Source organism: Pseudomonas sp. Tri1 (genome assembly GCF_017968885.1).
In the GTDB taxonomy this organism is placed as follows: Bacteria; Pseudomonadota; Gammaproteobacteria; order Pseudomonadales; family Pseudomonadaceae; genus Aquipseudomonas.
This window is the reverse complement of record NZ_CP072913.1, coordinates 2789928-2811115: the sequence shown is the minus strand read 5'-3', so window position 1 is coordinate 2811115 and position 21188 is coordinate 2789928. Positions and strand designations below refer to the sequence as shown.

Below are 21188 nucleotides of genomic sequence, written 5' to 3'. Positions count from 1 at the left end.
GCCATTGGAGCCATTCCATCCATGCCCTTGAAGGTTCGCCGTCATGACTGACTCGCCCTCCAGCGCCTTTGACGTTGTCATTATCGGTGGGGGTCAATCTGCCTTGGCGGTGGCCTATTTCCTGCGCCGCACGCAACTGACGTTTGTCATCCTCGACGCCGAGCAAGAGCCCGGAGGCGCATGGCGGCATGGCTGGGACTCGTTGCGCCTGTTCTCCCCGGCCACGTGGAGTTCGATCCCAGGCTGGATGATGCCCCCCACGCAAGCCGGCTACCCATCGCGCGACCACGTGATCGACTACCTCAAGCAGTATGAACAACGCTATCAGTTTGCGGTGGTGCGTCCGGTACGGGTCAATCGGGTGGAGCGAACAGACACCGGCTTGCGCGTATGGGCTGACGGTCGGCATTGGGATGCCAAGGCCGTGGTCAGTGCCACGGGCACTTGGAGCAATCCTTACATTCCTTACTACCCGGATGCCGAGACATTCGCCGGCCAACAGTTGCACTCCGCGAACTATGTCCAGGCGCAGCCGTTCGCGGGTAAGCGCGTGTTGGTGGTGGGAGGCGGCAATTCAGGGGCGCAGATTCTGGCTGAGGTTTCCAAAGTCGCCCAGACCACCTGGGTGACGCCCGTAGAACCTTTGTTCTTGCCCGACGAAGTGGATGGGCGCGTGTTGTTCGAGCGCGCCACCGAGCGCTGGAAAGCCCAACAGCAGGGCCGCGTCATCGAGCAGCCCGTGGGCGGGCTGGGCGACATTGTCATGGTGCCCCCCGTTGTCGATGCGCGAGCGCGCCATGCGCTCAAATCTGTCCGACCTTTCCAACGGTTTACTCGCAATGGCGTGATTTGGGCCGATGGTTCAGAGTCTGCGGTGGACGTGGTGATCTGGTGCACCGGTTTTCGCCCCGCCCTGCAGCATCTGGACGCCCTGGGCGTGGTCAACAGCGAGGGCCGTGTCGAGGTCGAAGGCACGCGCTCGACTCAAGAACCCAGGTTATGGCTGGTCGGTTATGGCGAGTGGACCGGTTCGGCTTCCGCCACGTTGATCGGCGTAACCCGCACGGCTCGCAGCACGGTCAGCGAAATCGCAGCGGCTCTGACCGATCAAGTGGTCGCCTAACCCGACTCCGTCCCAGGAGGTGTGGACATGAACGAGATCATTGTGCGCTGGCCACAGCGTAGTCCCCGCCTTTTTTTGGTGGTAGCCGTGCTTGTCTGGCTCGGTTTGTATGAAGCCCTTATCCCGATCTCGGAGGCGTTGGTTGCAGCGCTGCCTGTCGAGCGTGACAGCCACCTGGGTGGTGCCCTGCAGTTTTTTTTCTATGACACGCCCAAGGTACTGATGCTGCTGACCGGCATCGTGTTCTTGATGGGAATGGTCAACTCGTACTTCACACCCGAACGCACCCGCGCAATATTGGCCGGACGCAGCGAGGGCATGGCCAACGTCATGGCGGCCTCTCTAGGGGTGTTTACACCGTTCTGCTCGTGCTCCGCGGTTCCTCTATTTATAGGTTTTGTTCAAGCAGGCGTGCCCTTAGGGGTGACCTTCTCGTTTCTCATTTCCGCGCCCATGGTGAACGAGGTCGCGTTGACACTGCTATTGGGCTTGTTCGGCTGGAAAGTTGCGCTGCTGTACCTGAGTCTCGGTTTGTTTATTGCAGTGGTTGCAGGCTGGATCATCGGGCGCTTGAAAATGGAGGACTCTCTAGAGGATTGGGTTCGCGACATGCCCAAAGTCCAGGCAGCCGCAGAAGACATACACATGCCGCTGCATGAACGGATCTATGCCGGTTTTGGCAGCGTGCGTGAAATCGTCGGAAACGTTTGGCCATACATCCTGGCTGGTATTGCCATTGGCGCAGGTATTCATGGGTACGTGCCCGAAGATTTCATGGCCAGTTTCATGGGTAAAGAGGCGTGGTGGTCTGTCCCAGTCGCGATCCTGATAGGCATCCCCATGTATACCAACGCAGCAGGGATCATTCCCATTGTCCAGGCGCTACTCGCCAAAGGTGCCGCGTTGGGCACGGTACTGGCCTTCATGATGAGCGTCATTGCCCTCTCCCTCCCTGAGATGGTGATTCTGCGCAAGGTGTTGAAAGTCCGCCTGATCGCCACCTTCATTGGTGTCGTCGCCGCCGGCATTCTCGTCGTTGGCTACGCCTTCAACTTCGTTCTGTAAGTCCATCCGCCGAGGTTCCCATGAAAGATATCAAGGTTCTAGGTACCGGTTGCTCCAAGTGTAAATCGACAATCGCCATCATCGAGCAAGTCGCTCAAGCGAAAGGCGTGCCTGTGAAGTTGGAAAAAGTGGAAGAGCTGCGTGACATCATGAGCTATGGGGTTATATCGACACCCAGCGTGGTCATTGATGGCAAAGTTGTTCATTCCGGAGGCATTCCGAGCCGAGATAAAGTCGAACTATGGCTGAGCACGTAAACAGGCCGCATCCGTCGATCGACCACTCACATCGATAATGATCCGGCTGACAGTAGATATCTGATGCCTTGATCGTCTCCCAGTCAGGGGCTCTGGCGCGCCGACCACCACGCGCCACGCAGCCTATGATAGTTTCTCTGCTTTCATTCGAAGGCCAGGCTTCGGCCTCTCTGGCGTGCCGCTTACCGCATCACGCCAGGCGCCCCCCTCTTGCGCGGTCTACATGATCACCGCCAGCAAACGATGAGGTACGTTCCATGAGTCAAGCGCCCTATATTCCTCCCAAGGTCTGGAAAAATGAGGCTCCGTCTGGCGGTCAGTTCGCCAGTATCAACCGCCCGATTGCCGGGCCGACCCACGAAAAGAAACTGCCGATCGGCAAACACCCGTTGCAGCTCTACTCGCTGGCGACACCCAATGGCGTAAAAGTGACCATCCTGCTTGAGGAATTGCTGGCCCTCGGGCACGCAGGCGCGGAATACGACGCGTGGCTGATTCGCATCAGCGAGGGCGACCAGTTCTCCAGCGGTTTTGTCGAGATCAATCCAAACTCAAAAATCCCGGCCTTGCAGGACCGCAGTGTGGAGCCGCCCATCCGCGTCTTCGAGTCCGGTTCGATCCTGCTTTACCTGGCAGAGAAATTCGGCGCCTTCCTGCCCACTGACCTGGCCGGGCGCACCGAAACCCTGAACTGGCTGTTCTGGCAAATGGGTGCAGCTCCCTACCTGGGTGGCGGCTTCGGGCATTTCTATGCCTACGCACCGGAGAAGCTTGAGTACCCCATCAATCGCTTCACCATGGAAGCCAAGCGGCAACTGGATGTCCTGGATCGCCGCCTGAGTGAAAGCCAATACCTGGCGGGCGAGCACTACTCCATCGCCGATATCGCGGTCTGGCCCTGGTATGGCCAACTGGTGCGCAACAACGTGTACTCGGCCGCCGAGTTTCTCGCTGCCCACGAATACACCCATGTGCAGCGCTGGGCGGAAGAAATCGCCAAGCGGCCGGCGGTCATCCGTGGGCAACGCGTCAACCGGACGTGGGGCGATGAAGCGAGCCAAGTGCCGGAGCGGCATCAGGCTGAGGATCTGGGCTGAAAGGCACCTGCCCGCCTTCGTGCTCAGCACCGGATAGGATCAAGCGCAAGCGCAGCCAGTCGACGCATGGATCGACTGGCCCCCTGCTGCTACCCCCCGACAGCGGCTAATCGTAGAACGGTTCTGCCGAGGCGCGGCTGCCGACAAAAAAGCTGTCCGCGACCAGTCGCAGCGGCTGCAGGTCCACGTCGCTGGCCTTGTCAGCGATCAGCTGTTGAAAATGCCGATACACCGCTGCGTACTCGCCCTCCTGCGAAACGGTCTGGCGCACGCCATCGATACTCAACAGTGCACCGCCGTTGTCCAGTCGCAAGAGACCTTCGGCACAGCGGATCTCGATGCTCCAGAGTTCATCATGACCATGGTCGAAATCGAACTCGGCGTGGACCTCGAGGTGACGCGTATCAGACATGTTGATGCCTGCAGCGATAGGCGACTGGCAGTTGCTCGGGACGCGCAGTTCGGCCGACTCGACGAACAGCGGCAGTGGCAGCAGGTGGGTCACAATTGACAAGGCATTGATGCCCGGATCGAAAACGCCCAGGCCTCCGGGTTGCCAGATCCACGCCTGGCCCGGGTGCCACTTGCGCACGTCTTCCTTCCAGTCGATTTTCACGCTTTGCAGGGTACGGCTGGCCAGCCAGTCACGGGCCGCCTGGATGCCGGGCGCGTAACGCGAATGCCAGGCGAACAGACCGCTGACGCCTTGCGCCTGTATCTGCTCGACCAACACCATCGCTTCACCCAGCGTGGCGCATGGCGGCTTTTCGACCAGGACATGTTTACCAGCGGTCAACGCTTGTTGCACCAATGCGAATCGACCTTGCGGCGGTGTGCAGAACGCAATCGCATCGACCTGCGGGCCCTTTTCGAGCAGCTCGCCCAGGGACTGGAAGTTCTCCACGCCGGCGCAGGGTTTCCCTTGCGTAGCGACAGCGAGCAACTGGAACGCGGGGTTGGCGAGGATAGCGGGAAGGTGTTGATCCTGGGCAATCTTGCCGTAGCCCACCAGACCGAGACGAATCGGTTGCATCGATGACTCCTGTTTTTGTACTTATGATGGGGCAGCAAACTAGACGTAAACTGCGAGCCAGACAATGGGCTCGCCCAGCGTACGTTTGATTGTCTGGCGCTCGACAGCCAGCATCTCATCCCTGCTCTTGGCCGCGTCGCTGTTCGCAGGTCGCCGTCACGATGCTGGAAACCCTGCCGAAAAAGGGTTCCAGGCGCTCACGCGGCGCGTCGTGCTCCACCACCAAGGCGGCGACTTCTTCACAGGACGCCACCTGATAGTGAGCAACGCTGGACAGTTTTCTGTTGGTCACGGCCGTCACCACCTGACCGCTGGCGGCGACCACTGCGCGCTTGAATTCAGCATCGTCCAGACCGAACGCCGTAACACCGTTGTCCGGATCGATGGCACAGGCACCCAGAAAGCAAAGGTCAAAACTGAACTGGCGCAATTGCTGTACCGCCGTCAGCCCGATCGAACCTCCAGCCACCGGGTTCAAGCGACCGCCCAACACGATGACCTCGGCACGGGGCAACTTCATCAGTTGCACCGCAATCAACGGCGAGTTGGTCGTGAAGGTCAATTCAAGTTGCGGATCAATGGCGCAGGCAATGGCCAGGTTGGTCGACCCGGCATCAATGAAGATATGCTGGCCGGCCCTCAGCAACGAAGCCGCCGCTTGGCCGAGACTGTGCTTGCGCGCGATGTCTTGCTGTACTCGAACCTCCAGCGGGCCTTCGGCGCCGGGTAACAGTATGGCGCCGCCATAGACCCGCTTGCACAACCCCGCAGCCGCCAATGCGCCCAGATCCCGCCGTATCGAGTGCTCGGACACGTTGAGTTCGCTAGCCAGATCAGCCGCGATCACCCGGCCGTATCGGGCAAGACGCTGGCGGATCAATTGCTGGCGTTCACCGGGAAACGCTTCATGGGGTGACGTCATGGCACTGACAACCTATATAAACGAGCACGAATGATCACAATCGAGCAAATATGCCGCCTATCCAACGAAGCGTCAAACCCCACGTTCTATAACGTCAAAAACAACGCCGACGTCCAGACCCGGGATTGATCCCGCTGACGGGCACAGATGAACAATGGGTGTTCACGGCCCGGCTCCAGGTTCAACCGTGCCAGTTCAATGTTCCCTCGTAGCTCACGAGGCAGCGCTGCAGCGGTGGTCCTTTCCAGGGAGACTTTCAATTCGGCGCCCGGTAGCTCTTCGATGACTTGCGATTGCGCCAGCAACTCTTCACCGGACAGCTCCATCAGCACCTTCGGCGCATGCACGTAGGGCTGCGGTTCAGACGGGTCGCCGACCTTGACGTAATTATCGATCCGGCTGTGGACCTGCAGCGTGGCGCCAACCAGTTGCGACAGTTCTATTTCGATGCTGTCGGTATCGCCGTTGGTGTCGGTGCGAAAGGCCAGCGTCGTGGCGTCCTTGCGCCAGACGGTTTGCTCGGGATGATCGAGGCCCAAGGCGCGAAAGCCGTTGATGACCGCCCCGGTGATGCGGATCTCGCCGGTCCAGTAGGCGCCTCGATAGCGGTCCTTGATCCGGGCACCGCCCAGGCGCAGGCGAATGCGTTGCGCGGAAAACCCCAGTTCCTGGTGCAGGTTGCGCGACCAGATCAATTTGTCGCCATCGAACAGATCGACCTGTTCCCAACCTGCCTCTCCGAGCAGTCGATAGTCCAGCGTGGCATTCGAATCGGTGGTGAAGACTTCACCCATGAAATGCTTGCCCTGGCGCAGGCTGGCAAACGAACGTTCACCCGTCGTGGCAAAGGTGCGGCGGGCGCGGAGGGCCTTGCCGACACTGGCTCGATCGAAGGCCTCGGCGACTACACCGGTCAACCCGCCGCGCGAGCCGAACACCGCCGTGGCTGGAACACCGCCACCGCAACGGCCCTGGTGTTCATCGCTATTCGCGGCAGCTCCCACTCGATAGCCACGCTGCAGCGCTTCGGCATAGACCCAGTGGAATTGGCCCCAGGCCGAGCCTACTTCGATCAGCCGTTCAAGCTCAGGATGATGCCAGTCGAGGTTGCAACGGCGTCCGCCGACATGGGGCATCATCAGATGGCCTTCGGGGTCCTTGGCATAGGCGGCGTACAACTCGTCCACCGGCCACGCGCCCGGCTTGATAGTACCGGCGGTGAACTCGTTCCATTCGAAGGAGCGCACCAGTCGCCCCTGATTGTCGAAGGGGAACTCGGGTTTTCGGTCATGCAGGAACACCACGTTACGGTCCCCTCCCGCGCAGGAATTACCGCACCACTCGGTGCCGGGATAGCACACGAATCGGCCCGGTTCATTGAGTTCGTGGATCAGCTTGACCGCCTGGTCCCAGCGTTGCTCAGTGATGTTGAAGTCGTTGGCGGTGTAGCCGAGCACATCGAGCCCGGCCACGTCGCGACCATAGCTGAGGTTGTACAAGGTGTCGTTGGTGCCCACGGTGTCATCGGAGTGTACATGCAGGTCGGCATAGAGCGGACGCAGCGCTGTACCGGCCGGGTCAACCGTGACAAACGCCTGAGCGCCACGTACCGAGGTCGCCTGTACCTCGGCGGACAAGCGCCATTCCCCCTGCGCCGCGAGATCGACCGCCTCTATTCGCGCGGTCGCCCAACCTTCAGTCGCCAACGTGAATGGCTGTTGTCGCTCGCGGCCTTCAGGGTCAACGAAGGTCAGAACACCGTTGAGCGGCAAGTTGCGACAGGTATTGCCCCAGGCATCATCCACCCTGAGCAGCACATCGAACGGCTCACCGGCGCTGACCAGTCGCGGCGCGATCAACTGCACGCTCTGGGCCGGGCCCGGCACGATGTCGAGCAATGGATCACCCGGCACCTCGGCAAATTTGGAGCTGCCCAACGGGTCGATGAACAGGCGGAAACGGAAGTCTTTCTCGACGAAACTTTGCACCCGCGTCCCCGCCCCGCCCTGACGACGATCGCCCAAACGAATAGTGATTTTGTCCCCGGGGTTCAGGTAGCCGTCGATGATGTCGATGATGATCGCTTTCTGAAACGGCCGTTCATGGCCTTTCTGGTCGAAGCGTACTTTCAGGTGTTGCACGGTGGCCTGGCTCTGACCGGGGACCAACTCCCCAGCTTGATATTCCGCGCTGACATAGTTGGGTCCGGCCGGATTGGAGGTCTGGAACAAGGCCCAGTCGGAGTAGAACTTGAAGGCCAGTTTGAGCCAGGCGCCATCCGCCAGGCCGCTGCCACCAACCTCGTAGACCAGGGTGATTTCATCCCACTGACCGGCGACCAGGGTGTCACGGTCGCAGTTGATGCTGCCCAGGAATGGACGTTTTTTGTTGCGCTCGTACAGGCCTTGTGGGGCGATGTAATGCCCGGCTTCGCGGGGATCGAAAACGTTACTCACATGACACCTCGTGCAGTGGTCCACTGAAGGGTTCGAATACGTGGGGCGATGCTTATTGCACGCGCCATTTCTGGTAGTGGCGCTCGATGCGCCGGAATACGAAGCTCTCCATCAGCCAGGCAATCAGGCCAATCACGACAATGCCCAGCAGCACCTGGCTGCTGTTGCCGATCTGCCCGCCCGTGGAGACCATCCAGCCGATGCCCTGGGACGCACCGATCATTTCCGCCGCGACCAGTGCCCTCCAGCCCTGGCTGAAACCGATGCGCAAGGCCGCCGTCACGAAGGGCAATGAAGCCGGCAGGTAGACATGGGCCAGCAGCTGCCACGAACTGGCACCCAGGGTGCGTGCCGCACGAACTTCACCGCCGCGGATACTCTGCACACCCTCTTGAATGGTCACCGCCATGGGGAACATCGCGGCAATGAAAATCACCAGCACGATGGAGACATAGCCCAGGCCGAAAATGATCATGATCAGCGGCGCCCAGGCGATGGGCGGGATGGCCATGAACAGGCTGTTGAGCGGCGAGATAAAGTCGCGAAACCGCGCGGACAAGCCACCGGCCGTCCCCAGCAGGACCGCGACAATCACCGCCGCGCAGAAACCACCCAATTCCTCCAGGACGCTGGCCCGCAGGTGTTGCCACAGCGAACGGTCACCCAGCCAACGCAGCGCCTCGTGGGCGACGTCCCAGGGCTGCGGCAGGATGTATGTGGGAAAACGGCTGGCCAAGGCCACCCAGATCAACAACAGGAATGGCAGCGACGCCCATCCCCAATTCGGTTTTGGCAAGGACATGACAGACTCAGTACGAGGCTTTTTGCAGGTAGGAGGTGTCCACGATCTGTTCGGTCTTGAGCGTGGTATCGATAAAACCCAAGTCATGGGAGTCATTCATCAGGCGCTGGATGAACTGGATATCCGCCGCCTGCAAGTCCGCCGACCAGCCCAACCGGTTGCGTGCCTGGGCAATGATGGCTTCCGGTGCGATAGTCTTGCCGTCGGTGCCCTGCACCGCCTCAAGCTTGAACGCCTCAGCGATCAGCCGGTTCGATTCGACGGGATGCTCGTTGAGGAAGGCGATGGCCTTGCGATGGGCACGCAGCAGCTTCACCACGTCGTCCGGGCGTTCCTGCAAGGTCTTCGGCAAGGCGATCACCACGTACCACGGGTAATTGGGCAGCGCCTGGTTCACGTCCAGCAGGATCCGGCTCGAACCGCGCAACAGCGACTGGCTGACGAAGGGCTCCCAGGAAAACGCTGCGTCGACGATGCCGCGCTCCAGGGCAGCGTTCATATTGCCGGGTGGCATGTCGATGATGTCCAGGTCCTTGTCGGGATCGAGCCCGGCCTTTTCCTTCAGGACATAACCGCGCAACAGCACATCCATGCCACTGCCCTTCTTGACCCCGGCCAGCTTTTTCCCCTTGAGTTCATCCAGGCGTGTGATCGGGCTTTTGGCGTCGACAATCACCGCGGCCTGACCGTAATTGACCTTCGCCAGGATCCGGCTTTGCAGCCCCCGGGAAAACCATTGATATACCGGCGGGGTCCCGACATAGGCCACATCCAGTTCACCGGCGGCCAATGCCTGCTGGATCACCGGGCCATCGCCCAACGCCTTGAGGTCGACATTCAAGCCTTGCTCGCGGTAGTAACCCTGTTTGTCAGCGATCAACGCAGGCGCGTTGGCCATGGCGAAGACATACCCCACACGCAGGGGGTTCTCCTCGCCCGCCACGGCGAATGCGCTGCCTGCCAAGGCGGCGACTGACAATGAAAAGGCAAGCAGAGAACGTTTGATCATGCTGTCAGCTCGAGTTGTGGGGTGAGGTAAGCAGTGGCTTGGGACGCGTCCATGACCTGGGAAATGCGCTCCATCAGCTCATTGCGGTAATCGAGAAAGGCCGGTAGACGACGGGTTTTCAAGTTGGAGCGGGGACGCGGCAGGTGGATCTCCAGTTCGCTGTGGATACCGCCCGGGGCGATGTTGAGCACAATGACCCGATCCGCCAGGAACACCGCTTCATCAATGTCATGGGTAATGAACAACACCGTCTGGCCCAACTCGGCCCAGATACGCAACGTCTCTTCATTCATGCTGTTACGGCTGATGGCATCCAGCGCGGCGAACGGTTCGTCCATCAGCAGTACGCTGGGCTCCAGGGCCAGGGTCCTGGCCAGGGACACGCGTTGTTGCATACCACCGGAAAGCTGGTGCGGCAGCCGTTGCGCCGCGCTCTCCAGGCCGACCAGGCGCAGGTATTGCAGCGCCTGGGCGCGCTGCTGCGATTCGTTGACTTGCGCGCTCATGCGCAGACCGAAACGAACGTTCTCCAGGGCACTCAACCAGGGAAACAATTGCGGTGCCTGGAACACATAACCCAACTCCGAACGCTCCGGCCGTACCGCGGTCTGGTTGATGGTGATGCGGCCACTTTGCGGTTGCGCGAAACCGGACAACAAATTCAACAAGGTGGTTTTCCCGCAGCCCGATGGCCCAAGGATCGCGACGAACTCGCCGGGCTTGGCGCTCAGGCTGAACGAGGAAAAAACCCGGTGCCCGTTGGGGTAGCTGAAGCTGATGTCATCGACCGTCAGTGCATCGGCTTGCTGCTGGGGGTAGGGAACGGTTTTGAGCATGGCAAGTGTCGTCAGGTCGTTTACAATGGGATTGCCTGACATAATACGTATTAATACAAGTAGTCCCAATAACCTATTTTTATAACCTTAGAAGTGAAGGTGCCTTGCCCCACTCAAGGTCATGGAAGCTCACAGTGTCCACATCCATTCTTCGCGACAGCACCACTTCGCTCTACGAACAGATTGCCCATCAGTTGCTAGAGGAAATTCAACGCGGCGACTACGAACCCAGCGGCAAGCTGCCGTCTGAAGCGGAGTTGGGCAAACGCTTTGGGGTAAGTCGTGTCACCGTGCGCCTGGCGGTGGGCAAGCTCAGCGATGACGGCGTCGTAGAGCGCAAACAAGGCAAGGGCACTTTCGTGGCCGCCAAGCAGGTACGCCACGGCCTGGATGCGTTGCGCAGCTTTCACGAAGCGTTGTTGCTGCAAGGGCTGCAACCGAGCATGCAGGTGATCAGCCATACCCTGCAGCCCGTTCCAGATGCATTGCGTGGTTTATTTGCAGAAACGCAAGATTGCCTGCTGCTGGAGCGGCTTCATTTCGTCGATGGCGAGCCTATCGCGCTAGGGCGCAGCCATTTACCGGCCGAGCTGGCGAACGTGACTTGGGCAGATGTCGAACATCAACCGATCTACTCCATTCTCGAGTCGATCACGGGGATGGCGGTCACCCGAGCCGACCTTGCCATCCGCGCACAAGAGGCCGACAAAATCCTGGCCAGCGCGCTGCATGTCAAACGCGGCGCCGCGTTGCTGGTGATGGAGCGCACGTCCTATTTTGCCGACGGCCGCTGCTGCGACCGCACGACCTTTTTTATCCGGCCGGAACGCTATGCCTTCATCCTCAGCGGGGTTTTCAAATCCAACCCGGTCAGTTAATGCCTTCCCACTCTGGGAGGCTAAAGCTTTCACTTCCGGCTGCGATCCTGCTGTCCGGGAGTCTGTATTGGTTGTTCACTCAGCTGTTCTGACCTGCTCCGCTCACGGTTGTCAGGGACGACAGCACTGAGCCACGACAAGGTCCAAGATGCTTGACCAGCCTGAGCCCCTCCCCTATTCCGTTGCCAGAACCGAAATCCCGCTCCTTTCTCCCCGCGCGCCGCAAACTCGCAAAATCATCCGCACCTCAAAAGCCAGCATGCCCGGCAAAACTCAAGCAGGCGCCAGCCCAGCCGATAACCCTATGAGCGACGGCTCATGTCCGCGCTGGGCTCTGCAGGTTACATAGGGTAATGATCGATGGGTTTGCCACTTAATCGCCTACTAATGGGTGGTGTTCTGATGTTCCTTGCTGCAGGTGCCTGCGCGGCAGAGCCTGCCCTGCGCATCGTTACCGAGGAGCTGCCGCCCTACAACATGACGGAAAATGGGCAAGTCACAGGCATGAGCACCGAAGTGGTCCAAGCCGTACTCAAGGAAGTCGGCGTCGAGGCGTCCATCCAGCCCATGCCTTGGGCGCGCGCTTATGAGTTGGCGCTCAATGAAAGTAACGTATTGATTTATTCAATCGTTCGTACACCTGCACGCGAGTCGCTTTTCCAGTGGATAGGTACGATCGGCCCCACCAAATGGTTCATGTATTCGCTGGCTGACCGTCCGGTAAAACTCAACTCGCTGGCCGATGCCCATGGTCATCAGATCGCCACCGTCAATCAGGACGTGGGCGAACAATATCTGGTCTCAAAGGGTTTTCGCATCGGCGAAGAATTGCAGTCCAGCACCAAGTACGAGCACAACTATCGCAAGCTCAAGGTCGATCACGTGGAGCTCTGGATTTCCAATGAGCTCAACGCGCTGTACCTGACCCGTCAGAACGGCGAGGACCCGGAAAAAGTGCTGATCCAGTCACTGCCGCTTCCCGAGCTGAGCAGTGAGGACGGCTTGAACATGGCGTTCAGCCGCAAGACGCCGCCCCAAACGGTTGAGAAATTCCGAGCTGGCCTGGAGGCTATCCGGCGCAATGGTGTCTACGACGCCATCGTGCGTAAGTGGTTGTGACATGACCGGCCATTTCCGGGCGGCGCCCCCTCGACAATCCAAGGCCAGGGTCTTCAGCTCACTGGGCCGCCGCCTGGTGCTCGCCACGTTGTTGTTCTGCCTGTTCTTTACCTTGGCCATGGTCACCTTGCGCACCTGGATGGCTTGGGAGCACAACCTGACGGAGATGAATTCGGAGCTTGTCCTGATCGATCAAGTGTTCCAAAACACCTTGGCCCACGCCATTTGGGAAATGGACCGTGAATCGTTGGACAAACAGCTCAGCAGCGTTGCGACGGCCGCGCCGGTGGGGCGCGTGGTGCTCAATATCCTGCGGCCTGGTCAGTCGCCTGAAATCATCGAACTCAATCGATACACCGTTGGCTCATCAGGGGTGGCGCCGGTGCTGCATCGCCAGCTCGTCGCGCAACCCTACATCGGTGCCAATGAAAAGGTCGGCGAGCTGACCATCGAAGGCGACAATCATCTGCTTTGGGAGCGTCTCTGGGACGAAGCGCGCAGCATCGTCATTACCCAGGTCATCCAATCGTTGTTGCTGGCCGGCCTGGTCATGACCATGTTCAACCGCCTGGTGACCGTACACGTGGTGCAGATCGCCCGCCATCTGAGCGGACTCGCTCCGCAAACACTCAAGCAGCACCTCAAGCTGCAGCGCTCAGTGCACGGCCAAGACGAGCTGAGCCTGCTGGAATTTCAAGTCAATGCCCTTCAAGACAATCTCCACGCTCACCTGGAGCGCCAGCACTCGGATGAACTGGCGCTCGCAGCCAGCCGCGATCAACTGGCCGAGCTGGTCGAGGCGCGCACCGCCGAACTCAAGGCGGCCAACCAGTCGCTCGAAGCCCTCTCACGTCACGATGCCTTGACCGGCCTGGCCAACCGTCGCTATTTCGATGAACTCAAGGAAGTCGAGTTTCGCCGTGCGATTCGCCACAAGACCCCACTGGCGGTGCTGATGTGCGATGTCGACTCTTTCAAAAGCTACAACGACACCTACGGCCACATACAGGGGGACCTGTGCTTGAAACAGATCGCCGAAACCCTGAGCAGCGTTTTCGGGCGCTCTGGTGAACTGACCGCTCGCCTGGGGGGCGAGGAGTTCGTCGTGGTGCTGCCGAACATCGACGCAAAGCAGGCTTATGACGCTGCCCAGCGGCTGCGTGAGAGCCTGGCCGAACGTGAACTGCCCCACAGCGGCTCGGCAGTGTCGCCCTTCGTCACCCTGAGCATCGGCGTCGCCGAGCTGGACCCCGAGACCATGGATCACTTCGATCAACTGTTGCAACGCGCTGACCAGGCCCTGTACCGGGCCAAACACCAAGGGCGCGATCGCGTCGTTATCTAAACCTTCGCGCGTAATGAGGTCTTTATGCACTATCGCCTGATGCTCTGTTCATGTTTGCTCCTGGCCTTGGTCAGCGTCAAAAGCCACGCCGAGACCATTGAAGTCGTGACCGAAGACTCTTTGTACGCTTACGCCCGTGATGGCCAACTCGTCGGACCGGGCATTCGCATCGCCGAAGAAACCCTCAAGCGCGCAGAACTCACTGACTACCGAATGTCGCTGTATCCATGGGCACGGGCTTACGAAAAGGCCTTGCACGAACCCAATGTGCTGATTTTCCCACTGGATCGTACTCCGGCCCGCGAAGAGCTATTCAAGTGGGTGGGCGAAATACACCGGGTGACAACCAAGTTCTACAAAATGCGCGGAGGCGAGGCGATCGTCATCCACAACCTTGAAGAGGCCAAACAGTACGACGTAGGTGTGGTGCGTAATGACGCCAAGCAGGTTTTCCTGCAACAAAAAGGGTTTACCCGACTGGTCGTGTCGGTCGATAACCACGATAACTTTCAGAAACTGCTGAATCATCAGATCCAGCTGCTGCCCATGCCTGAGAACACTGCACGGCTGATGAGCAAGGATGCCCGTGTGGATTTCACCTCCCTGGAAGAAGTCTATTCACTCGATGAGCAGCCCCATAGGGTCAACTTGGCTTTCAGCCTAAGTACTTCGGACGAAGTCGTCGCCAGGGCCCGACAGGCCTTCGAACAGCTCAAGGCTTCGGGCGAAGTGGCGCGGATCATGAGTGAAAAGCGTTAGGCAAGGGGCGTCCCTGCAGTTCTTCGTCACCAAGACGAGCAAGGCAATGGCAAGCACGGTTTGTAGTCTATAGTTCTTCCAGATCCGGCCCTCTTTTGCTCGAGCAATCAGGAGCGACAACCTCCTCGAGCCATTACCGCGTCGAATATCCGCAAGCCTTCAGTATTGAAACGATGCAGGGAGCACATCATGCTGATCCAACAGCCGAATACATTGAGGTCGGCCCCTGGCATCGCCAATTCCCCCGGCGCCAATTCCGGTACCACGACCAACCTGCTTCGACGCAGCTTCGACCAGACCAAGGAAGCCTACATCCTATTCCCGCTGCTGGCCGTTCTTCTGTTACTGGCGATCTGGACAGCCACGCTGTACCTGATCGAGGTTGAACATACCCGCGCGCAACAGAGCGCAGCAACCGCAAGCCTGGAAATCGGCGCCACGTATGAAGCACAAATGCTGCGCGCCGTTCATGAAATCGATCAAACCCTCAAGCTTGTCAAATACACCTATGAAGCGGAAGGTCAGCGCAACCCCCTCCCCAGGCTCAAAGAGCGGGCATTGTTACCGCCGCCACTGGTGTTTGACGTCAGCGTGGTCAACTCTGCCGGAGGGCTCGTGGCGAGCACGCGGGGCCACGAGCAGGCCAATATTCCCGACCCGGATGAACTGCAGGCACTGCAGCGCAACGACTCATTGCTGATCAGTCGCCCTTGGAAAAGCCCCGGCACAGGCGAATGGCGATTGCGTTTCAGTCGCCGGCTGGATGCGCCGGATGGCGGGTTTTCCGGGATCGCCAGGGTTGAGGTCGATGCAGCCTATTTCGTCAGCAGCTATGACGTCTCGAAACTCGGCGACCAGGGCGTACTCGGGTTACTGGGCACCGACGGCATCTTCCGGGTACGACGCAGCGCAGAGACGGTATCGGCCGGCGATGCAGTCGATTACGCAGTGGTGGTGCCAGACACGGAGAATACCGAAGCGGTCCTCGCGGTCAATGGATGGGACGGGGTGCGGCGTTACACTAGCGCCCGCCAACTCTACGATTTACCGCTGGCGGTGATTGTCGGGTTGTCCGAGGAGGAGCAACTGGCCGCGGTGACTCGACAAGCGCACACCTATCTGTGGCGTGCGGCGGGCGGCAGTCTCTTGCTGGTGGTGTTGGTGGGGGTGCTCGCCCGGATGAGCTGGCAACTGGCGCAAAGTCGTTTACGCACCGCCGAAACCCAGGCTCAACTCGCTGCTGTAGCCCGCCAGGCCGGCATGGCAGAAATCGCCACCAACGTACTGCACAACGTGGGCAACGTTCTCAATAGCGTGAACATCTCGGCAGAACTCGTCACCCGCAAGCTGCGTACCAGCAAGGCCTTGGGGCTTGGCAAGGCGGTGCAATTGATGAACCAGCATGCCGATGACCTGGGTGAATTCATGTCGCACGACGAGAAAGGCAAGCTCCTGCCAGGCTATCTGAACCAACTGGTGGACGCGCTTGCGCTCGAGCAACAAAGCATGACCGATGAGCTCGAACAACTGAGCAAGAGCGTTGATCACATCAAGGAAATCGTCTCCGCCCAACAATCCTATGCAGGCGCTTCCAGCATCGCCGAGGCCGTACAAATAAAGGAACTGATCGAGGACGCCCTGCGTATGAATGCTGGAATAATCGCCGCTCGCCAGATAACCGTGGTCCGAGACTATGCAGAAACACCCTTGCTACAGCTGGACAAACACCGGGTGCTGCTAATCCTGGTCAACCTGATAAAAAATGCCAGCAGTGCGATGGATGACAGACCGGATCGATATCCTCAGATCACCCTTCACAGTGCAGTCCAGCAAGGAAAGACCTTGACTATCAAGGTGATCGACAACGGCGAAGGCATTGCGCCAGAGAACCTGACACGGATTTTTGCCCATGGCTTTACCACGCGCAAAGACGGCCATGGGTTTGGTCTGCACAGCTGCGTGCTGGCAGCCATGGAGATGGGGGGCTCGCTGGAGGCGCATAGCGATGGGCCGGGAAAAGGGGCGATCTTTACCCTCAAACTGGCGATCTAGGCTACGCTTCGATTCGTGGTATCGCGCAGTTTCAGCCAACGTTACAAGGAATAAACGCATGGCGATCCCTCCTCATACCCCACTGGCCAATACCGAACAGCTCCCTGTCGTGGGTTCGCGCCTGCCCTCAAGGGTGCCTTCTCCAGTGAGGTCGCATTAAGCCCATGCTGCCAAAACTGAACACCCTGAGCTTGGCAGCAATGACGCTGTATGCCGGCGCCGTCAGCGCCGCCGAAGCTGACACGTCAATGTTTTCGCTGAGCAGTTTCGGCACGGTGGGGATCGTCCACTCCAGCGAGAAAAAAGCCGACTTCACCTCCAGTATCTTCAAGCCCAACGGTGCAGGCCACTCGCGCAACTGGAGCGCCGACGTCGACAGCCTGATCGGCGCCCAACTGATCGCCACGTTCACACCCCAGCTCTCAGCCGTGGTGCAGGTCATCTCGGAACAGCGTTACGACAACAGCTACAGGCCCTTCGTCGAGTGGGCCAACATCAAATATCAGTTCACGCCAGACTTCAGTGCGCGCGTCGGTCGCACCGTATTACCGGCTTTTTTGCTCTCCGATACCCGAAAAGTGGGATACACGCTGCCCTGGGTACGTCCGCCGATGGAAGTCTACAGCCTGATCCCCATCACCAGCAGCGACGGTGTAGACCTCAGCTATAGATTCCATATCGATGAAATCACCAATACCGTGCAGGGTAACTACGGCCAGCACGACAGCCGACAGCCCGACGGCGCCGGCCAGGCCACGGCGAGGGATCTTTGGGGCATTACCAATACCACCGAGTTCGGCGCCCTGACCACGCGCTTCAGCTACAGTCAAACCGAACTGACCGTGGAGCAATTCAACTCATTTTTCGATGCCTTCAGGGCGTTCGGCGCAGAAGGTGATGCCATTGCCGATCGTTACGACTCCAACAGCACGCCCGCTAGTTTTTTTGGAATAGGCGCCAGCTATGATCCGGGTGATTGGTTCGTCATGAGCGAGTGGGGACGTCTCAGGAGTCATTCAGCAATAGGCCGGACAAGCGCCTGGTATGTCAGCGGTGGCTACCGAGTTGACGCGTTCACCCCCTTCATCACCTACGCTCGCTCCAGGGCGGAGTCCGATACTTCCGCAACGGGTTTGACGGCGTCCACTTTACCCGCCATCGGCCTCAACAATGCCCTCAACACCATCCTGGGATCGAACGAAGGCCAGCAAACGCTTTCCCTTGGCGTGCGCTGGGATTTCACCAAAAACATGGACGCAAAATTACAGTACGATCACACCCGCTTTAAGGGCAACTCTATCGGTCCGCTAATCAATACCCAGCCGGACTTCGAGTCGGGTGGCTCGTTCAGTGTGATCAGTCTAGCCGTCGATTTTGTCTTCTGATGGAGCAGGTCATGTGGTTTGTGAGGCTCTTCGGGTTCGCTGTTGCGGGGCTCGTCGTGTGCTTGGCCTGCACTCCCGTCAAGGCCGATGTGGTCGTGGTCGTGGCCACTTCCAACCCGGTGAAAGCACTCGCACGCAATCAGGTGGCGGATATATTCCTGGGCAAGACCAGCCGTTTTCCCAGCGGTGGACCGGCGGTTCCGATTGATCAGACTGAAAGTTCGGCGACCCGCGATGAGTTCTACTCAACGTTCACTGGCAAATCTGCGTCCCAGCTCAAAGCGCACTGGTCGAAAATAATCTTTACCGGTAGAGGGCAGCCTCCGCAGGCGGTTTCAAATGGCGCCGAAGTCAAGAAACGTATCGCGGAGAATCCCGACAGCATTGGCTATATCGAGGCAAACGAGGTGGATGGCAGCGTCAGGGCGCTACCGCTCGAGCCGCAATGAGTACTCGGAGCTCAAGCCGTCGAGGCCTTGGCTATCGCGCCTGTGCTTGCAGCAACACTTTGAACTGATCGGCGGGTACCGGCCGGTTAAAGTAAAAACCCTGGAATTCGTCACAGGCATTTTCCCGGAGAAAATCGGCCTGCTCCTTGGTTTCCACGCCTTGGGCAACCACCGTCAGGCTGAGGGTTCGACCCATCGCGATGATGGCCTCGGTCAGGGCTTTGTCTTCTGACACGCTGGTGACATCACAGATAAATGAGCGGTCGATCTTGATGGCGTCGAGCGGAAACTGCTTGAGCGCAGTGAGCGAAGAATAACCGATACCGAAATCATCGATGGCGATCCGGACTTTCAGGAGTTTAAGCCCGGTCAACACGCTCAACGCTCTTTTGACATCCTGCATGAGTAGGCTTTCGGCAATCTCCAGTTCCAGCAGACTCGCCTCCATACCGGTTTCAGCCAGTATCGCAGCGAGGTCGGTGAGTAGATTCTCATCGGCAAACTGACGTGCTGTCAGGTTCACGGCCACCCCCAAATGCGGCAGGCCCTGTTGCTGCCAGGCAACGTTTTGCAGGCAGGCAGTCTTGAGCACCCATTTGCCGATCGGCACGATCAAACCGGTCTCTTCGGCAATCGGAATGAACTGCATTGGCGCGACGATTCCCAGGTCGGGGTGATCCCAGCGCAAAAGCGCTTCCATGCCCGTGATCTGGCCGCTGCGAATATCTCGCTTGGCCTGATAGTGCAGCTCGAACTCCTGGCGCTCCAGGGCATGGCGCAAGCTCAGTTCCAGGGTCATTCGCTCCAGAGAGCCCGCGTTCAGCTTCTCGGAATAAAATTGGAAGTTGTTCTTGCCTTGTTGCTTGGCCTGATACATGGCGATATCGGCGTTTTTCTTGAGTGTCTGCTCGTCTAGGCCATCGCGCGGAAAGAGGCTGATGCCGACACTGGCGGTCACACGGAACTCATGGTCCTGGAGGTTAAAAGGCCGGGCAATGGTGGACAGGATTTTCTGCGCGGTGATCGCCACGTACGAGTCCTCGGACAGCTCTGGCAGCAATATCACAAATTCGTCGCCGCCTAATCGGGCGACGGTATCGCTGTGGCGCAGACAGGCCCTGAGTCGCCCCGCGACTTCTTGCAACAGTTTGTCGCCGGCATCGTGCCCCAGGGTGTCATTGATTTGTTTGAAACGGTCCAGATCAAGGAACAGAACCGCCAGTTGCCGATGATAACGGCTTGCCTCGCTGATGCTCTGGCTCAACATCTTGCTGAACAGACTGCGATTGGGCAGCGACGTCAGGCCGTCGTGATAAGCGAGATACTCGACACGTTCGGCGTAGGCTATTTTCGCTTCGGCGGCCCGCAAACGACTTTGCACCAGCTGCCAGCTCATCCGGCTCAACAAACTGACCAACAACGCCAGCAATAGACTGCCGCCCGCCGCTCGCCAAAGATAGGTATGCGCCTGCCGCGTCACCGCGGCCAGTTGTTCCTCCTCGGACAAGCCGACAATCACTGCCAGTGGATAGTCGTAGAGTTGGCGGGCGCTGGTGTAGCGCCGTACACCGTCCCATTCATTGGTCGAGAGTACCGTTTCAGTGTTTTCAGTATCCGGCACCACTGCCGCGTAATCGACCGCATCACCGGCCAGTACCGCCTCCCCGGTGCGCCGGGCCCTGAAGATGCCGTCAGTCCCCAGTAGCCCCAGGGTGCCCTGGTTGCCGAGCTTCGAGGCATCGTAGCTGCTGACGAAATAGGCCGCATCGACCTCAACCATCGCAACCCCGGAGAACGCGCCACCAGTCGAATTGAGGGGGCGACTGAAACGCAGCTTCCACTCCCCCGTCACCGGACTTTTCCAAGGACGACTGATCGACAATGCATTGTCGCGCCGCAACGTTTTCGGCTCATCCTGAGCGACCCTAGTCCCTGCCTCGCTCGGCTGCGTACTCGCAACGACCCGGCCGTCAGCATCAACCACGCTGACATCAAACAAAAACGGGGGCGGCAATAACGCCCGCGCCTTGAGTTTGGGCAGCGGGTTTGTCTCGCCCTCGGACTCGTAGGTGTATTTGACGAGTTTGAGCGTCTGATCGATCTCACGCACAGCCCGTAGAATCTGCGCTTCGTACGTGGCGCCGATTTCCAGGCTTGCCGTGGCGGCGTCTTGCTGCGCACGAACCTGTTCGACCTTGATCAGGTACAGGGTGCCCAACCAGATGCTCAGCAGCAGGAAAGCGGCCAGCAGCGGAAATAAAATGTAGATTTCCTTGGCTTGCTCAAACCCGCGCCGAAACAGGCTATTGGCGGTAGCGGAAACGGGGTTTGCAGCATTGGCAATATCAGGGGCCGATCCCAATATATTCGACCGTTGGACCGGCATGATGTGCTCCCTGCATCGTTTCACTGCTGACGGCTTGCGGGTATCCGATGCGGTTACGGCTCGCGGAGTCAATTGCTCCTGATCGGCCACACGAAAGGATTCCGGGTCTGCTGAAAACTATAGACTACAAACGGCGTCTGTCAGTGCGGGGGCTTACTCGAGGTCAACGAGATCTATAGGTCGAGCAAGATGCCGTCGTAATGCCTGACATCTTG

Annotated in this window: 18 protein-coding genes; 11 read left to right on the top strand and 7 right to left on the bottom strand. The window is 59.1% G+C overall.

The window, feature by feature from the left end:
* Positions 1–43: 43 nt before the first annotated feature.
* The 4 genes from J9870_RS12495 to yghU all read left to right on the top strand — a co-directional run bounded on the left by J9870_RS12495 (position 44) and on the right by yghU (position 3542).
* The gene (locus J9870_RS12495) at positions 44–1123 is read left to right on the top strand and encodes an ArsO family NAD(P)H-dependent flavin-containing monooxygenase (RefSeq protein ID WP_210644436.1); all 1080 of its coding nucleotides are present in this window, start codon (positions 44–46) and stop codon (positions 1121–1123) included.
* A gap of 27 nt (positions 1124–1150) precedes the next feature.
* Entirely contained in the window at positions 1151–2188 is a 1038-nt protein-coding gene (locus J9870_RS12490; protein WP_210644434.1) for a permease, read from the top strand.
* Between the two features lie 20 nt (positions 2189–2208).
* A complete protein-coding gene (locus tag J9870_RS12485) occupies positions 2209–2445 on the top strand; it encodes a thioredoxin family protein (protein ID WP_210644432.1) in 237 nt (78 codons plus the stop codon).
* A gap of 257 nt (positions 2446–2702) precedes the next feature.
* Positions 2703–3542 carry a glutathione-dependent disulfide-bond oxidoreductase gene (gene yghU, locus J9870_RS12480; RefSeq protein ID WP_210644430.1) on the top strand — a complete coding sequence of 280 codons (840 nt, stop codon included), beginning with the start codon at positions 2703–2705 and terminating at the stop codon, positions 3540–3542.
* A 106-nt stretch (positions 3543–3648) separates the two neighbouring features.
* Here yghU and J9870_RS12475 read toward each other — a convergent pair whose 3' ends face one another.
* From J9870_RS12475 to J9870_RS12450, 6 genes are all read right to left on the bottom strand, one after another.
* On the bottom strand, positions 3649–4575 hold the full coding sequence (locus tag J9870_RS12475) for a Gfo/Idh/MocA family oxidoreductase (RefSeq protein WP_210644428.1): 927 nt from the start codon (positions 4573–4575) through the stop codon (positions 3649–3651).
* 115 nt (positions 4576–4690) lie between these two features.
* Entirely contained in the window at positions 4691–5497 is an 807-nt protein-coding gene (locus J9870_RS12470; RefSeq protein ID WP_210644426.1) for a DeoR/GlpR family DNA-binding transcription regulator, read from the bottom strand.
* A gap of 86 nt (positions 5498–5583) precedes the next feature.
* Positions 5584–7953 (bottom strand): hypothetical protein, encoded by a 2370-nt coding sequence (locus J9870_RS12465; RefSeq protein WP_210644425.1) that lies wholly within the window; start codon positions 7951–7953, stop codon positions 5584–5586.
* Positions 7954–8005: 52 nt separating this feature from the next.
* Positions 8006–8755, bottom strand: a complete 750-nt coding sequence (locus J9870_RS12460) for an ABC transporter permease (protein ID WP_210644423.1) — start codon at positions 8753–8755, stop codon at positions 8006–8008.
* Positions 8756–8762: 7 nt separating this feature from the next.
* Positions 8763–9764 (bottom strand): ABC transporter substrate-binding protein, encoded by a 1002-nt coding sequence (locus tag J9870_RS12455; RefSeq protein WP_210644422.1) that lies wholly within the window; start codon positions 9762–9764, stop codon positions 8763–8765.
* Positions 9761–10600, bottom strand: a complete 840-nt coding sequence (locus tag J9870_RS12450) for an ABC transporter ATP-binding protein (RefSeq protein ID WP_210644420.1) — start codon at positions 10598–10600, stop codon at positions 9761–9763. The genes J9870_RS12455 and J9870_RS12450 overlap by 4 nt, the downstream gene beginning before the upstream one ends.
* A 134-nt stretch (positions 10601–10734) precedes the next feature.
* On the opposite strand from J9870_RS12450, the gene J9870_RS12445 reads away from it, so the two are divergent.
* The 7 genes from J9870_RS12445 to J9870_RS12415 all read left to right on the top strand — a co-directional run bounded on the left by J9870_RS12445 (position 10735) and on the right by J9870_RS12415 (position 18587).
* Entirely contained in the window at positions 10735–11478 is a 744-nt protein-coding gene (locus J9870_RS12445) for a GntR family transcriptional regulator (RefSeq protein WP_210644417.1), read from the top strand.
* 360 nt (positions 11479–11838) lie between these two features.
* Positions 11839–12597 (top strand): transporter substrate-binding domain-containing protein, encoded by a 759-nt coding sequence (locus J9870_RS12440; protein ID WP_210644415.1) that lies wholly within the window; start codon positions 11839–11841, stop codon positions 12595–12597.
* Position 12598: 1 nt separating this feature from the next.
* The gene (locus J9870_RS12435) at positions 12599–13942 is read left to right on the top strand and encodes a diguanylate cyclase (protein ID WP_210644413.1); all 1344 of its coding nucleotides are present in this window, start codon (positions 12599–12601) and stop codon (positions 13940–13942) included.
* A gap of 24 nt (positions 13943–13966) precedes the next feature.
* Positions 13967–14701 (top strand): transporter substrate-binding domain-containing protein, encoded by a 735-nt coding sequence (locus J9870_RS12430; protein WP_210644412.1) that lies wholly within the window; start codon positions 13967–13969, stop codon positions 14699–14701.
* A 189-nt stretch (positions 14702–14890) separates the two neighbouring features.
* Entirely contained in the window at positions 14891–16753 is a 1863-nt protein-coding gene (locus J9870_RS12425) for an ATP-binding protein (RefSeq protein WP_210644410.1), read from the top strand.
* Between the two features lie 164 nt (positions 16754–16917).
* Positions 16918–18138, top strand: a complete 1221-nt coding sequence (locus tag J9870_RS12420; protein ID WP_210644408.1) for a hypothetical protein — start codon at positions 16918–16920, stop codon at positions 18136–18138.
* An 11-nt stretch (positions 18139–18149) separates the two neighbouring features.
* Complete coding sequence (locus J9870_RS12415; protein WP_210644406.1) at positions 18150–18587, top strand: substrate-binding domain-containing protein; 438 nt, start codon at positions 18150–18152, stop codon at positions 18585–18587.
* Between the two features lie 31 nt (positions 18588–18618).
* On the opposite strand, the gene J9870_RS12410 is transcribed toward J9870_RS12415, so the two are convergent.
* Positions 18619–20973, bottom strand: coding sequence for an EAL domain-containing protein (locus J9870_RS12410; RefSeq protein WP_210644404.1), 2355 nt, complete (start codon positions 20971–20973; stop codon positions 18619–18621).
* Between the last annotated feature and the right edge of the window lie 215 nt (positions 20974–21188).

Excerpts from the sequence above, each read along its gene's own strand:
- J9870_RS12450 (WP_210644420.1), bottom strand. The coding sequence starts at position 10,600 with ATGCTCAAAACCGTTCCCTACCCCCAGCAGCAAGCCGATGCACTGACG.
- J9870_RS12425 (WP_210644410.1), top strand. The coding sequence starts at position 14,891 with ATGCTGATCCAACAGCCGAATACATTGAGGTCGGCCCCTGGCATCGCC.
- J9870_RS12460 (WP_210644423.1), bottom strand. The coding sequence starts at position 8,755 with ATGTCCTTGCCAAAACCGAATTGGGGATGGGCGTCGCTGCCATTCCTG.
- J9870_RS12420 (WP_210644408.1), top strand. The coding sequence starts at position 16,918 with ATGCTGCCAAAACTGAACACCCTGAGCTTGGCAGCAATGACGCTGTAT.
- J9870_RS12475 (WP_210644428.1), bottom strand. The coding sequence starts at position 4,575 with ATGCAACCGATTCGTCTCGGTCTGGTGGGCTACGGCAAGATTGCCCAG.
- J9870_RS12490 (WP_210644434.1), top strand. The coding sequence starts at position 1,151 with ATGAACGAGATCATTGTGCGCTGGCCACAGCGTAGTCCCCGCCTTTTT.
- J9870_RS12470 (WP_210644426.1), bottom strand. The coding sequence starts at position 5,497 with ATGACGTCACCCCATGAAGCGTTTCCCGGTGAACGCCAGCAATTGATC.
- J9870_RS12430 (WP_210644412.1), top strand. The coding sequence starts at position 13,967 with ATGCACTATCGCCTGATGCTCTGTTCATGTTTGCTCCTGGCCTTGGTC.
- yghU (WP_210644430.1), top strand. The coding sequence starts at position 2,703 with ATGAGTCAAGCGCCCTATATTCCTCCCAAGGTCTGGAAAAATGAGGCT.
- J9870_RS12415 (WP_210644406.1), top strand. The coding sequence starts at position 18,150 with ATGTGGTTTGTGAGGCTCTTCGGGTTCGCTGTTGCGGGGCTCGTCGTG.
- J9870_RS12495 (WP_210644436.1), top strand. The coding sequence starts at position 44 with ATGACTGACTCGCCCTCCAGCGCCTTTGACGTTGTCATTATCGGTGGG.
- J9870_RS12455 (WP_210644422.1), bottom strand. The coding sequence starts at position 9,764 with ATGATCAAACGTTCTCTGCTTGCCTTTTCATTGTCAGTCGCCGCCTTG.
- J9870_RS12485 (WP_210644432.1), top strand. The coding sequence starts at position 2,209 with ATGAAAGATATCAAGGTTCTAGGTACCGGTTGCTCCAAGTGTAAATCG.
- J9870_RS12435 (WP_210644413.1), top strand. The coding sequence starts at position 12,599 with ATGACCGGCCATTTCCGGGCGGCGCCCCCTCGACAATCCAAGGCCAGG.
- J9870_RS12440 (WP_210644415.1), top strand. The coding sequence starts at position 11,839 with ATGGGTTTGCCACTTAATCGCCTACTAATGGGTGGTGTTCTGATGTTC.
- J9870_RS12410 (WP_210644404.1), bottom strand. The coding sequence starts at position 20,973 with ATGCCGGTCCAACGGTCGAATATATTGGGATCGGCCCCTGATATTGCC.